The sequence below is a fragment of the Acidovorax sp. FG42 genome (assembly GCF_057809195.1).
This window is the reverse complement of sequence record NZ_JBMDJM010000007.1, coordinates 121,953-134,855: the sequence shown is the minus strand read 5'-3', so window position 1 is coordinate 134,855 and position 12,903 is coordinate 121,953. Positions and strand designations below refer to the sequence as shown.

16 protein-coding genes are annotated in these 12,903 nt (G+C 63.8%); 8 read left to right on the top strand and 8 right to left on the bottom strand.

Annotation, left to right across the window (positions count from 1 at the left end; genetic code table 11):
- Positions 1–34: 34 nt before the first annotated feature.
- From ACODSM_RS09890 to ACODSM_RS09875, 4 genes are read right to left on the bottom strand one after another with little or no spacing between them, the layout of a single operon-like run.
- Positions 35–1,222 carry a vWA domain-containing protein gene (locus ACODSM_RS09890; RefSeq protein WP_015015544.1) on the bottom strand — a complete coding sequence of 396 codons (1,188 nt, stop codon included), beginning with the start codon at positions 1,220–1,222 and terminating at the stop codon, positions 35–37.
- A 24-nt stretch (positions 1,223–1,246) separates the two neighbouring features.
- A complete protein-coding gene (locus ACODSM_RS09885) occupies positions 1,247–1,843 on the bottom strand; it encodes a GNAT family N-acetyltransferase (protein ID WP_209818291.1) in 597 nt (198 codons plus the stop codon).
- 20 nt (positions 1,844–1,863) lie between these two features.
- Positions 1,864–2,103 carry a hypothetical protein gene (locus tag ACODSM_RS09880; RefSeq protein ID WP_488805136.1) on the bottom strand — a complete coding sequence of 80 codons (240 nt, stop codon included), beginning with the start codon at positions 2,101–2,103 and terminating at the stop codon, positions 1,864–1,866.
- Positions 2,104–2,958, bottom strand: a complete 855-nt coding sequence (locus tag ACODSM_RS09875) for an AAA family ATPase (protein WP_015015541.1) — start codon at positions 2,956–2,958, stop codon at positions 2,104–2,106.
- Between the two features lie 106 nt (positions 2,959–3,064).
- On the opposite strand from ACODSM_RS09875, the gene ACODSM_RS09870 reads away from it, so the two are divergent.
- Complete coding sequence (locus ACODSM_RS09870; RefSeq protein ID WP_110960166.1) at positions 3,065–3,727, top strand: c-type cytochrome; 663 nt, start codon at positions 3,065–3,067, stop codon at positions 3,725–3,727.
- A 67-nt stretch (positions 3,728–3,794) separates the two neighbouring features.
- On the opposite strand, the gene ACODSM_RS09865 is transcribed toward ACODSM_RS09870, so the two are convergent.
- On the bottom strand, positions 3,795–4,283 hold the full coding sequence (locus ACODSM_RS09865; protein WP_295938156.1) for a DUF3429 domain-containing protein: 489 nt from the start codon (positions 4,281–4,283) through the stop codon (positions 3,795–3,797).
- Positions 4,284–4,500: 217 nt separating this feature from the next.
- Between ACODSM_RS09865 and ACODSM_RS09860 the strand changes: the two genes are divergently transcribed.
- A complete protein-coding gene (locus tag ACODSM_RS09860) occupies positions 4,501–5,763 on the top strand; it encodes a putative Na+/H+ antiporter (RefSeq protein WP_295938154.1) in 1,263 nt (420 codons plus the stop codon).
- A 62-nt stretch (positions 5,764–5,825) separates the two neighbouring features.
- On the opposite strand, the gene ACODSM_RS09855 is transcribed toward ACODSM_RS09860, so the two are convergent.
- Entirely contained in the window at positions 5,826–6,287 is a 462-nt protein-coding gene (locus ACODSM_RS09855; protein ID WP_488805135.1) for a hypothetical protein, read from the bottom strand.
- A 66-nt stretch (positions 6,288–6,353) separates the two neighbouring features.
- Positions 6,354–6,788: a DUF1841 family protein gene (locus ACODSM_RS09850; protein ID WP_488805134.1), complete on the bottom strand. Its 435-nt coding sequence runs from the start codon at positions 6,786–6,788 to the stop codon at positions 6,354–6,356.
- A gap of 225 nt (positions 6,789–7,013) precedes the next feature.
- On the opposite strand from ACODSM_RS09850, the gene ACODSM_RS09845 reads away from it, so the two are divergent.
- The gene (locus tag ACODSM_RS09845) at positions 7,014–7,235 is read left to right on the top strand and encodes a hypothetical protein (protein ID WP_015015527.1); all 222 of its coding nucleotides are present in this window, start codon (positions 7,014–7,016) and stop codon (positions 7,233–7,235) included.
- Positions 7,236–7,394: 159 nt separating this feature from the next.
- Here the strand turns inward: ACODSM_RS09845 and ACODSM_RS09840 are convergent, their stop codons facing one another.
- Positions 7,395–8,195, bottom strand: coding sequence for an IclR family transcriptional regulator (locus tag ACODSM_RS09840; protein ID WP_488805133.1), 801 nt, complete (start codon positions 8,193–8,195; stop codon positions 7,395–7,397).
- Between the two features lie 98 nt (positions 8,196–8,293).
- On the opposite strand from ACODSM_RS09840, the gene ACODSM_RS09835 reads away from it, so the two are divergent.
- The 5 genes from ACODSM_RS09835 to ACODSM_RS09815 all read left to right on the top strand — a co-directional run bounded on the left by ACODSM_RS09835 (position 8,294) and on the right by ACODSM_RS09815 (position 12,830).
- On the top strand, positions 8,294–8,995 hold the full coding sequence (locus tag ACODSM_RS09835) for a 3-oxoacid CoA-transferase subunit A (protein WP_488805132.1): 702 nt from the start codon (positions 8,294–8,296) through the stop codon (positions 8,993–8,995).
- 29 nt (positions 8,996–9,024) lie between these two features.
- Positions 9,025–9,687 (top strand): 3-oxoacid CoA-transferase subunit B, encoded by a 663-nt coding sequence (locus tag ACODSM_RS09830; RefSeq protein ID WP_488805131.1) that lies wholly within the window; start codon positions 9,025–9,027, stop codon positions 9,685–9,687.
- Between the two features lie 43 nt (positions 9,688–9,730).
- Positions 9,731–10,939 (top strand): 3-oxoadipyl-CoA thiolase, encoded by a 1,209-nt coding sequence (gene pcaF / locus ACODSM_RS09825; protein WP_488805130.1) that lies wholly within the window; start codon positions 9,731–9,733, stop codon positions 10,937–10,939.
- A complete protein-coding gene (locus tag ACODSM_RS09820) occupies positions 10,936–11,679 on the top strand; it encodes an SDR family NAD(P)-dependent oxidoreductase (RefSeq protein WP_488805129.1) in 744 nt (247 codons plus the stop codon). Before pcaF ends, ACODSM_RS09820 begins: the two co-directional genes overlap by 4 nt.
- 146 nt (positions 11,680–11,825) lie before the next feature.
- A complete protein-coding gene (locus ACODSM_RS09815) occupies positions 11,826–12,830 on the top strand; it encodes a Bug family tripartite tricarboxylate transporter substrate binding protein (RefSeq protein WP_488805128.1) in 1,005 nt (334 codons plus the stop codon).
- Positions 12,831–12,903: the final 73 nt, after the last annotated feature.

Genomic DNA, 12,903 nt, shown 5'->3' with positions numbered 1-12,903 from the left:
GATGCTCACAAGGCATCCGTCCCTGCGGCAGAGCCTATTTGGACAGCAGCCGCATGGTTTCTTCCAGCCCCTTGAGCGACAGCGGGTACATGCGGTTGCCCACCAGCTGCTGGATGATGCTGATGCTCTGGCGGTACTGCCACACGCCCTGAGGCTCGGGGTTGATCCACGCAAACTTGGGGAAGGCGTGTGTGAGGCGCTGGATCCACTCCGCGCCCGGCTCCTCGTTGTTGTATTCCACGCTGCCGCCGGGCTGCAGGATCTCGTAGGGGCTCATCGTGGCGTCGCCCACAAAGATCAGCTTGTAGTCTTTGTTGTACTTGCGGATGATGTCCCAGGTCGGGAACTTCTCGGCAAAGCGGCGGCGGTTGTTCTTCCACATGAAGTCGTACACGCAGTTGTGGAAGTAATAGAACTCCAGGTGCTTGAACTCGCTCTTGACCGCGCTGAAGAGTTCCTCGACGCGCTGAACGTGTTCGTCCATCGTGCCGCCCACGTCCATCAGCAGCAGCACCTTCACGTTGTTGTGCCGCTCGGGGACCATCTTGATGTCCAGGTAGCCCGCATTGGCGGCCGTGCTGCGGATGGTGTCGGGCAGGTCCAGCTCCAGCTCATGCCCTTCGCGCGCAAACTTGCGCAGGCGGCGCAGCGCCACCTTGATGTTGCGCGTGCCCAGCTCCTGCTGATCGTCGTAGTCCTTGTAGGCGCGCTGCTCCCACACCTTCACCGCGCTCTTGTTTTTGCCCGCGCCGCCAATGCGCACGCCCTGCGGGTTGTAGCCGCCGTGGCCAAACGGGCTGGTGCCGCCGGTGCCGATCCACTTGTTGCCGCCTTCGTGGCGTTCTTTCTGTTCTTCGAGGCGCTTCTTCAGCGTCTCCATGAGTTCGTCCCAGCCCATCTTCTCGATGGCGGCTTTCTGCTCGGGCGTGAGTTCGTTCTCCAGGATCTTGCGCAGCCAGTCGGCGGGGATCTGCTTGGTGAAGTCAGCCACCATTTCGACGCCCTTGAAGTAGGCGCCGAAGGCCCGGTCGAACTTGTCGTAGTGCTTCTCGTCCTTGACCAGCGTGAGGCGCGAGAGGTTGTAGAAGTCGTCCAGGCTCCAGGCGTCATCTGACTTGGGGCCCACCACACCGGCTTGCAGCGCTTCGAGCAGGGTGAGGTATTCCTTGACCGACACGGGCAGCTTGGCCGAGCGCAGGGTGTAGAAGAAGTCGATGAGCATGATTTGGGCCTCTAGCGCTAGTGTTTATTGCGCGTGACGCTCTAAAAGATATAGCAGCTGTGCCTTAGCCTCGGGCCATTCGCCAGCACGCATGCTGTACATCACCGTGTCGCGGATGGTGCCGTCGCGGCGCAGCGCGTGGCCGCGCAGCACGCCGTCTTTCTTGGCGCCCAGGCGTTCGATGGCGCGTTGCGACGCAAAGTTGTAGTTGTCGGTGCGCCAGCCCACCACATGGCAGCCCAGCGTGTCGAACGCGTGGCCCATCATCAGCAGCTTGGCGGTGGTGTTGACGTGGGTGCGCTGCACGCTGTGGCGGTACCAAGTCCAGCCGATTTCCACGCGTTTCACGGCGGGCACGATGTCGTGGTAGCTGGTGGAACCGAGCACTTTGTCGGTGGCATCTTCCACCACGGCAAAGGCAAAGCGGTTGCCGTCTTCGCGCATCTTGAGCGCGGCTTCGATGTACGCGCGAGTGTCCTGCGGTTCGGGCACCGAGGTGATGCGCAGCTTCCACAGCTCGCCATCGGCAGCAGCGGCCCGCAAGCCGTCTTCGTGGGCCAGCGCCAACGGTTCCAGGCGGACGCCGCGATCCCGCAGCGTGACAGGTTCTACAAAAGCCATGGGTCTCTACCCTTTGATCATCAATCCTTGTACGGCTGGCTGCGGCGGCTGTTCTGCCAGCGCCGGGCCCCGTGCAGTCCCAGGCCACCACCGAGGCCCACCAGGGCAATGCCCACCAGGCTGCCGGTGCCGTAGCTGGGCGCGAAGATGTCGAGCCCCAGCAGCTGGCCGAGCCAGAAGCCCAGTAGCGCACCGCCCACGAAGCCCACGGCATCTGCGACGCCGTTGACTAGCAGCTGGCGGGTGTCGTCGTTGCTCACTCAGCGGTTCCTCTGGTTCATGAACACCAGCTTTTCAAACAGGCTCACGTCCTGTTCGTTCTTGAGCAGCGCGCCCACCAGCGGGGGCACGGCCACCTTGTTGTCGGCGCTTTGCAGGGCGGTGAGCGGAATGTCTTCGGCCACCAGCAACTTGAGCCAGTCGATCAGCTCGCTGGTCGAGGGCTTCTTTTTCAGGCCGGGCAGGTTGCGCACGTCATAGAACGTCTTCATTGCCACGGTGAGCAGCTCGCTCTTGAGCGTGGGGAAGTGCACGTTGATGATCTGCCGCATGGTGTCGGCTTCAGGGAACTTGATGAAGTGGAAGAAGCAGCGGCGCAAGAATGCGTCGGGCAGTTCCTTCTCGTTGTTCGAGGTGATGAACACCAGCGGGCGGTGCTTCGCCTTGATGAGTTCGCGCGTTTCGTAGCAGTAGAACTCCATGCGGTCGATTTCGCGCAGCAGGTCGTTCGGGAATTCGATGTCGGCCTTGTCGATCTCGTCGATCAACAGCGCCACAGGGCGGTCGGCCGTGAAGGCCTGCCACAGCACGCCCTGGATGATGTAGTTGCGGATGTTCTTCACGCGCTCGGCGCTGTCCCCATCGTTGAGCTGGCTGTCCCGCAAGCGACTCACCGCGTCATATTCATACAGGCCCTGCTGGGCCTTGGTGGTGGACTTGATGTGCCACTGCAGCAGGGGCATGTCCAGCGCCTGCGCCACTTCCTCGGCCAGCATCGTCTTGCCCGTGCCGGGCTCACCCTTGATCAGCAGCGGCCGTTGCAGCGTGATGGCGGCATTCACGGCAAGCATCAGGTCTTGGGTGGCGACGTAGTTCTGGGAGCCTTGGAATTTCATGGGGGAAAACACCGGATCGTTGATGAATGGGCTTGACAGGGCGCTGGCTATAATCAACGGCTGATCAGAGCCCAGAGCTGAACTTCCACGAGATTGTGCGCGCAAAATGAACAAAACGTTGACCACGCTATTTGCCCTGGCTGTCGCTTCCGTGACCGCCTTGTCCCACGCCCAGGAAGCCAAGGGCGACGTGGAAGCCGGCAAGCAAAAGATTGCCATGTGCATTGGGTGCCACGGCATCGTCGGCTACCAGGCCAGCTTCCCCGAGGTGCACAAGGTGCCCATGATCTCGGGCCAAAGCGCCAAGTACATTTCGGCAGCGCTGGTCGCCTACCAAAAAGGTGAGCGCAAGCACCCCACCATGCGCGGCATCGCCGAGTCGCTGTCCGAGAAGGACATCGCTGATGTGTCGGCCTACTACGAACAACACGGCAAGACCGGCGCCGAGCTGCCCGCCAAGCCATCGCGCGAACCCAGCGTGCAAGTGGCCGAGCTGCTGAAGAAGGGCGCTTGCGTGTCTTGCCACGGCGACAACTTCGCCAAGCCCATCGACCCGTCTTACCCCAAGATCGCTGGCCAGCACGCCGACTACCTGTTTGTCGCTCTCAAGTCCTACAAGGTTGAGAAGAACGCCAATGTGGGCCGTGGCAACGCCATCATGGGCGGTGTGGCCAAGCAGTTCACCAACGCCGAGCTGAAGGCTTTGGCCAACTACGTAAGCAGCCTGGACGGCGACCTACACACAGTGCCCCAGTCGCGCTTCCGTTGATCAGCAGTCTTGCTGAGCGCAACAAAAAAGCCCGCTTCGGCGGGCTTTTTGCTGGGCGACTGAATCGTCAACGACTGGCGGCCCACGCGCCAACAGCCAGACACACGCAAGCCGTGACCGTGAGGCGCCATCGCAGCGGCAAGTACCACGCAGGAAGCGAGGTGCGCGCAGCCAGTCGATGGTCTTGCACCAGGTGCGCAGCAAAGCCCGCGACCAGCAGCACCGACCCTGCTACAGGGGGCAATAGCGTGGCAGGCCAGGCCATCAGCGATGGCACCACGCTCCATACAAAGCAGCGCGTGCGCTCTGGGGCGCTCAGCCCGCTTTGCGCCATGGCAAAGCCCCAGTGCAGCGCCCCCACAAAACTCAGAATCACTCCGCCGTAGGCCAGCAGCGCTGCGCTCCACCACGGTGTGCTTGGCGCCCACAGGCCCACCGCTGCCAGCGCCAGGAACGGCAGCAGGCCGCCGTAGCCCAGCCAGGCCACTACCGGCGGGATAGGGGCGGAGGAGGGCGAAGGCAAAGGTGGTGTGGGCGTGTGGATATGCGTCGACATGAAAGCCTCCAGATGTGTGTCTGCATTGTCTGGAAAGTGAGACTCCCGAGTGCCATGCATGGTTGTGCGTGCCAGCCTTCTTTTCGCGGGTGCCTCAAGCCCTATGCCTACAAAGCAGCCCGGTATCGCCAGTTAAAATATTCGCTGGGTGTCGGCGCCATGGTGGCCCGGCAGGTTCATGCGCTGGTCGGGCCGCCGCGCGGCTTTTCTGCGACCCATGAACTCCTCCCCCACCCTGATCCAGGTGGTTGGTGCCGTCCTGTTCGGCCTGGCCATTCTTCACACCTTCTCCACCAAGTATTTCGAGCACCTTGCGCATACGCAGCCACGGCACGCGGGCATCTGGCATCTGCTGGGCGAGGTAGAGGTCGTCTTCGGCTTCTGGGCGATGGTACTCATGCTGTTCATGTTCTCCATCAGCGGCAAGCAGGAGGCCACGGCCTACCTGGACTCGCGCAATTTCACCGAGCCACTGTTTGTGTTCGCGATCATGGTGATCGCCGCCACCCGCCCCATCCTTGAGATGGCCGGGGCGCTCGTCCGGGCGCTTGCCGCTTTGTTGCCGGTGCAGCGCGGCATGGCCATGTATTTTGTGGTGCTGGCGTTCGTGCCGCTGCTCGGGTCGTTCATTACCGAACCGGCGGCCATGACGCTGGCCGCGCTGATGCTGCGGGACACGCTGTTCTCCCACCCCATCTCCAGCCGGCTCAAGTATTCGACCATCGGCGTGCTGTTCGTGAACATATCCATTGGTGGAACGCTCACTTCCTTTGCAGCGCCGCCCGTGCTGATGGTGGCTGCCAAGTGGAACTGGGACATCTGGTTCATGCTGTCCAACTTTGGCTGGAAGGCGGCAGTGGCCGTGCTCATCAATGCGGCCATCGCGATGCTGATCTTCCGCAATCAGCTGGGCCACATGGGCCGCAAGATCCCTGCTTCCGAGTCCCCGGTGCCATGGACCGTGACGGGCGTGCACCTTGCCTTCCTGGTGCTGGTGGTGGTGTTTGCCCACCACCCCGCCGTGTTCCTCGGCCTGTTCCTGTTCTTCATGGGGTTCACCACCGCGTACCAGCGCTACCAAAGTCCGCTGATCCTGCGCGAAGCGCTGCTGGTGGCGTTCTTCTTGGCTGGGCTGGTGGTGCTGGGTGGCCTGCAGCAATGGTGGCTGCAGCCCGTGCTCATGAAGATGGATGCCAACGCCGTGTTCTTTGGGGCGGCGGCGCTTACCGCGTTTACGGACAACGCTGCACTGACCTACCTGGGCTCGCTGGTCGAAGGCCTGAGTGACGAGTTCAAGGTGGCCTTGGTGGCGGGCGCCGTCACGGGGGGCGGCCTGACGGTGATTGCCAACGCGCCCAACCCGGCCGGGGCATCCATCCTGAAGGAGAAATTCTCTGACGGCGTCATCAATCCGCTGGGTCTGCTGCTGGGGGCATTGCCGCCTACGCTGGTGGCGGTGATGGCGTTTCGGGTGTTATAGGTGCAAAGAACAACGCCGGGCTACCCGGTGGCGAAGCATGGCAAGGGGCCTAAGGCGCACGTCTATCTCTGCCCGCGAAAACTCCGCCATTGCACGCGGGTGAACCACGCGCACACACCGCCGAGCCCCGCGTAGAAGGTAAACAGGCTCCAATCCACTGCTGGGAAGTGCGAGACATCGCTGATCACCGCAGACACGCTGATCGCGCACAGAACGCCGGAAAGCAGCGCCAAGATCAAGGCAATGGACCGTTCCACGCCGGACTTGACCTGCTCCATGGTGTGTCGGGTTTGTTGCCAGGCGTCTGCCGCATCTTTAAGTGGGCTATCGGCCTGAGCAGCCAGCGTCTGCGCGATGTTGTGCTTTTCCACCAAAGCGGCAAAGTCCCCTTGCCGGGGGCGTGCCGCGCGTCTGCGCCACCAAAAGCCCCCAAAAACCACGGCGATGGCCAGAAGAATGAGACCTGCGTACAGCAATTGGTCTTGCCATGGGACCGTGGATGCATGAAGCAGGTAGTGGAGCATGGGCTGTCGGTTGGTGCGATCTGGGGGGGGGGCGTCGGTTGCCTCTAGCGAATTGACTGCAGCAGCTCAGTCGCGCGTGGCGCGGCTTTGTACGGCAGCGATGTAAGCGTTCCCATCCGGCGGGCGGCCGGAGCGCTGGCTCTCCCACAGCATCTCCCCCAGGCAGTCCATGGCGGCGTGGTGTGCGTCGTGCAGCGAGTCGAGGCGTGCTGTCAGCAACTCGACCGCCTGGCGGATGCCACGGGGCTGGTCGATGCTGCACTGTTCACTGATCGACAGGTGCATCGACAGGTGCAAAAACGGATTGGTCTGACCCGGGGTTTCGTCGTAGTTGCGCGCCACGGCGGCGTCGGCATCCGACAGGTCGGCGTGGTATTCGGGGTGCTCGGCGATCCACAGGCTGGCCAAAGTTTCGATGGCTTCCATAGGGGCGCCGCTCTGGGTCTTGGCGTGCACGCCGCACAGAAAGCGGCGCACATCGGCTTGGGAGGGGCTGAACATGGAGCGTGAGGGTAGCACGCAGGGCAAGGGCTTGGCATGCGCAGGGGCGGTAAGTACGGAGGACAGAGATTGGGCCGTGCGGGTCGCGCCTGTGCGCTACAGGGCGCCGGGGCGGCGTCCTACGCGGGCGGCGGGTTCGCGCACCTACATTGGGCTGGCGCAAAGGCAGGGAGCCGGGTCCCCTTTGTTGCAGTCCTCAAAACCCGGCACGTTGGGAGAACTGTTATGAAGGCAATGCGAATTGTGGGTGTGCTGCTGTTGGTGCTGGGCCTGGCCGGGTTTTTGACCGGTGGCTTCAGTTTTACCAAGGACACCACCCAGGCCAAGCTGGGGCCACTAGAGCTCACCGTGAAGGAAAAAGAGTCCGTCAACATTCCGCAGTGGATGAGCCTGGGCGCGATGGTGCTGGGCGGCGTGGTGCTGGTGCTGGGCTTTCGCAAGAACTGAGGTCACCCATCGTTCACCCGTCATGGCGAGCGGCTGGGGTTGCGGCTCCGGCCCTTGCCCTATCCACGTAAGACGAGTGTTGGAGCTTCAGTTTCAGGCGCTCGTCACGATGGGTGACCCCCAACTCCCGTTGAGGATGTTCCGTTCATCCATAGGCGCCTACCCCCTTGGCGCTCCCATCATGCGCGAAATGGTCCGCGCCGCACTCAGCAGCGCGGGCAGCAGGCTCTCCTGCATCATGGCCGCACTCGTGCGATTGGCCTGACCGCTGATGTTGAGCGCCGCCACCGTCTGCCCTGTGCGATTGGTCAGCGGTGCTGCAATCGAAATCAATCCCTCTTCCAGCTCCTGGTTCACCAGGCACCAGCCTTGCTGCCGCGCCTGACGGATGTGCGCCAGCAGCGCCTCCATATCCGTGGTGGTGTGCTCGGTAAAGCGCTGCAGGGGGTGGTCCTCCAGCCGGGCTTGCAATTCATCATCCGGCAACCCGGCCAGCAGCATGCGGCCCATGGAGGTCCAGCACGCGGGCAGGCGCGAGCCCACGCCCAGCGTGGTGCGCATGATCTTGTGCGTGGGCACGCGCAGCACATAGACGATGTCCAGGCCGTCGAGCACGGCGGCCGATGACGACTCGCGCACCTCTTCCACGAGGTCTTCCATCACCGGCTCGGCCAGGTTCCAGATGGGCAGCGAGGACAGGTATGCAAACCCCAGGTCCAGGATGCGCGGGCTCAGGCGAAACAGCTTGCCGTCCGTCTCCACATAGCCCAGCGTCTGCAGCGTGAGCAGGATCCGGCGCGCGCCTGCGCGGGTCAGGCCCGTCTGCGCGGCGACTTCACTCAAGGTTTGCTGCGGTGTGGCCGCGCTGAACGAGCGGATCACCTCCAGCCCGCGCGCGAACGACTGCACATAGCTGTCGCTGGGTTTGGGGTCTTTGGCTTCAGGGGTTTGGAAATTCATACGTATGCCAACTATAATTCTTTAAGCGAACATTTGTTCTATATACGAACAAATTTCAGAGAAACGAGACAATACAAGCAAACCAAGAAAGCGTTGCAATGATCAACAAACTGGCGGACTCGGTGGCCCAGGCCCTTGCGGGGGTGAAGGATGGTGCCACGGTGTTGATAGGCGGGTTCGGCACGGCCGGCATTCCGGGTGAGCTGATCGACGGCCTCATCGCCCAGGGGGCGCGTGACCTCACGGTGGTCAACAACAACGCCGGCAATGCCGACCAGGGTCTGGCCGCGCTGCTCAAGGCCGGGCAGGTGCGCAAGATCATCTGCAGCTTTCCGCGCCAGGTCGACAGCTATGTGTTCGATGAGCTGTACCGCAGCGGCAAGCTCGAACTCGAACTCGTGCCCCAGGGCAATCTGGCCGAGCGCCTGCGCGCTGCGGGCGCGGGCATTGGCGCCTTCTTCTGCCCGACGGCCTACGGCACTGAATTGGCGGCGGGCAAGGAGACGCGCGAGATCAATGGCAAACACTACGTGCTGGAGTACCCCATCCACGGCGACGTGGCCCTGATCAAGGCCGAAAAGGGCGACCGCTGGGGCAACCTCACCTACCGCATGTCGGCGCGCAACTTTGGCCCCGTGATGGCCACGGCTGCCAAGACCACGATTGCCACGGTGCACGAGGTGGTGGAGCTGGGCGCGCTAGACCCTGAAGCCATAGTCACCCCCGGCATCTACGTGACGCATGTCGTGAAGATCGACCGCACGGCCACGCAGGCGGGCGGATTCAAGAAATTCGCGTGATATCGGCCGCAAGCGCAGAAAGAATAAGCATGAGCAGCTATCAAAAGCGTAGTAAGGACGAGTTGGCGAAACGCGTGGCGCAAGACATCCACGACGGCGCCTACGTCAACCTGGGCATCGGCCAGCCCACCCTGGTGGCCAACCACATTCCTCCCGGCCGCGAGGTCATCCTGCAAAGCGAAAACGGCATTTTGGGCATGGGCCCCGCGCCCGCTGTGGGGCTGGAGGACTACGACCTCATCAACGCGGGCAAGCAGCCCGTAACTTTGCTGCCCGGCGGCGCGTACTTCCACCACGCCGACAGCTTTGGGATGATGCGCGGCGGCCACCTCGACATCTGCGTGCTGGGCGCGTTCCAGGTGTCGGCCACGGGCGATCTGGCCAACTGGAGCACCGGCGAGCCCGGCGCCATCCCCGCCGTGGGCGGCGCGATGGACCTGGCGATTGGAGCCAAGCAGACCTGGGTGATGATGGACCTGCTGACCAAGCAGGGCGCGAGCAAGATCGTCACGCAATGCAGCTACCCGCTCACCGGTGTCGCGTGCGTGAAGCGCATCTACACCCATCTGTGCACACTGGCCTGCACGCCCACCGGGCTGCAGCTCATCGACACCGTGCCCGGCCTGTCGCTGGCGGAGCTGGAGCAATTGGTGGGCCTGCCCATCCGGGCCCCGCAGACCACGGCGGCCTGACCGCACCTATCAAACCCACCCGAGAACCGAGGAGACAAAAACCATGACGACCCGCCAAGCCTTCATCTGCGACGCCATCCGCACCCCCTTCGGCCGATACGGCGGCGCCCTGTCCAGCGTGCGCACCGACGACCTGGGCGCCATCCCCATCAAGGCATTGATGGACCGCAACCCCGGCGTGGACTGGGCCGCAGTGACCGACGTGCTCTACGGCTGCGCCAACCAGGCTGGTGAAGACAACCGCAACGTGGCCCACATGAGCAGCCTGCTCGCGGGCCTGCCCATCGACGTGCCCGGTGCCACCATCAACCGCCTGTGCGGCTCGGGCCTGGATGCCGTGGGCACAGCAGCGCGTGCCATCAAGGCGGGCGAGGCGGGCCTGATGATTGCCGGCGGCGTGGAAAGCATGAGCCGCGCGCCCTTCGTCATGCCCAAGGCCGAGTCGGCCTTCAGCCGCAACAACGCGGTGTATGACACGACGATTGGCTGGCGCTTCATCAACAAGCTGATGAAAGAAAAGTACGGCGTCGATTCGATGCCCGAAACTGCCGAGAACGTGGCGACGGACTTCAAGATTGAGCGCGAAGCCCAGGACCAGATGGCCCTGCGCAGCCAGCTCAACGCCGTGGCTGCTATCAAGGCTGGGCACCTGGCGCGCGAGATCGTGCCCGTGCACATCCCGCAGAAGAAGGGCGACGCCATCATCGTCAGCCAAGACGAACACCCCCGCGAGACCAGCCTGGAAGCGCTGGCCAAGCTCAAGGGCGTGGTGCGGCTTGACGGCACGGTGACGGCGGGCAACGCATCGGGTGTGAACGACGGCGCCTGCGCGCTGCTACTGGCCGATGAAGCCAACGCCGCCAAGTACGGCCTCAAGCCCCGCGCCCGCGTGGTGGGCATGGCCGTGGCCGGTGTGGCGCCGCGCATCATGGGCTTTGGCCCCACGCCCGCGACGCTGAAGGTGCTGGCGCAGACGGGCCTGACCATCGATCACATGGATGTGATCGAACTCAACGAAGCCTTTGCCGCGCAAGGCCTGGCTGTGCTGCGCGCGCTGGGCATCAAGGACGACGACGCGCGCGTGAACGCCTGGGGCGGCGCCATTGCGCTGGGCCACCCGCTGGGTGCCAGCGGCGCGCGCCTGGTCACCACCGCCGTCAATCGCCTGCACGAACACGCCGGGAAGTACGCGCTGTGCACCATGTGCATCGGCGTGGGCCAAGGCATTGCCGTGATCCTGGAGCGCGTGTGACCGTGATTGAGCGCAACCCCACACCGGTCACCGTCATCACCGGTGCCAGCAACGGCATCGGCCGCGCGATTGCCGAAGCCGTGCTGGCCCAGGGCCACGCCGTGGTCAACCTGGACTACGTGCTGCCCACCTGGAGCCACCCGCTGCTTACGTCCTACCAGGGCGACCTGACCGACGAGGCATCGACCCGGGAACGTGCGGCCGAGATTGCGGCCAAGCACAACGTCACCGCACTGGTGAACAACGCGGGCGCCACGCGCCCCGGCACCATCGACACCGCCACCACGGCGCAGCTGGATGACGTGGTGGGCCTGCACCTGCGCGCGCCCATGCTGCTGGTGCAAGCGTTCCTGCCCACGCTGCGCGCGAGCGGCCAGGGCCGCATCGTCAACATGTCGTCGCGCGCCGCACTGGGCAAGGGCGAGCGCATCGTCTACTCCGCCACCAAGGCCGGAATGATCGGCATGACACGCACGCTGGCCATGGAGCTGGGGCGCGACGGCATCACCGTCAACGCGATTGGTCCAGGCCCGATTGCCACCGAACTCTTCCGACAGAGCAACCCCGACGGAGCGCCGCAAACGCAACGCATCCTGAACAGCATCGCCGTGGGCCGCATGGGCACGCCCGATGACGTGGCGCGCGCGGCGCTGTTTTTCCTCTCGCCCGACAACGGTTTTGTGACCGGGCAGGTGTTGTACGTGTGCGGCGGCACCACGCTGGGAGTGGCGCCTGTTTGACAACCTGAACTGATCTTCCCTGCCGCCCTGCAAGGGGCGCACCCCTGTTCTCGCCCGGAGGCCTCGGCGCCCGGTTGAGGCCACGGCGCGGCCGGATGCCGCGTCCGTGAGACCCCTTTCATCCACCTTCTTGAAGGAGACAAACCATGACCCGTTCCATCCAAACCACCCGCCGGTTCGCGCTATCGGCCGCCGCTGTCACCGCCCTCGCAGGTATCGGCCTGCTGGGCAGCAGCGCCGCAATGGCCCAGGCCTACCCCAGCAAGCCCGTCACCATCGTCGTGCCCTTCGCCGCAGGCGGCACCACCGACATCCTGGCCCGCATCATCGGCCAGGCACTGACCACCGAGCTGGGCCAGTCGGTCATCGTGGACAATCGCGCGGGCGCGGGCGGCAACATCGGCGGCGCCATGGCGGCCAAGGCGCCGGCAGATGGCTACACCCTCTTCATGGGCACGGTGGGCACCCACGCCATCAACGCCAGCCTGTACAAGAAGATGCCGTTTGACCCTATCAAGGACTTCGCGCCGCTGACGCGCGTGGCCAATGTGCCCAACCTGCTGGTGGCCAACCCCGCCCAGCCCTACAAGACGGTGAAGGAACTGATCGCCTACGCCAAGGCCAACCCCGGCAAGGTCAACTTTGGCTCGTCGGGCAACGGCAGCTCCATCCACCTGTCGGGCGAGCTGTTCAAGAGCCTCGCCAAGGTGGACATGGTGCACGTGCCCTACAAGGGCAGCGCACCGGCCGTGACCGACCTGCTGGGCAACCAAATCGGCATCATGTTCGACAACATGCCCTCGGCCATCCAGCATGTGCGCAGCGGCAAGCTGGTGCCGATTGCGGTGACCACCGCCAAGCGCTCGCCTGAGCTGCCCAACGTGCCGACCATCTCCGAAGCGGGCGTGCCCGGCTATGAAGCCACCTCGTGGTTTGGCATGTTTGCGCCCGCCGGAACGCCTGCGCCGGTGCTGGCCAAGCTCAACGGCGCATTGGTGAAGGTGCTGAACCAGGCCGACGTGAAGAAGAAGATCAACGAGCAAGGCGCCGAGACCTACAGCGAGACGCCTGAGCAGTTTGCTGCCTTCATCCAGGCCGAGTCGGTGAAGTGGGGCAAGGTCGTGAAGGAATCTGGGGCGAGCCTGGACTAAGCGCTACTGAGATTTTTCAGCTACCAAATTGATAGCTGCTACCGCGTGTACAACAGGCGGTAGCAGCTATTTT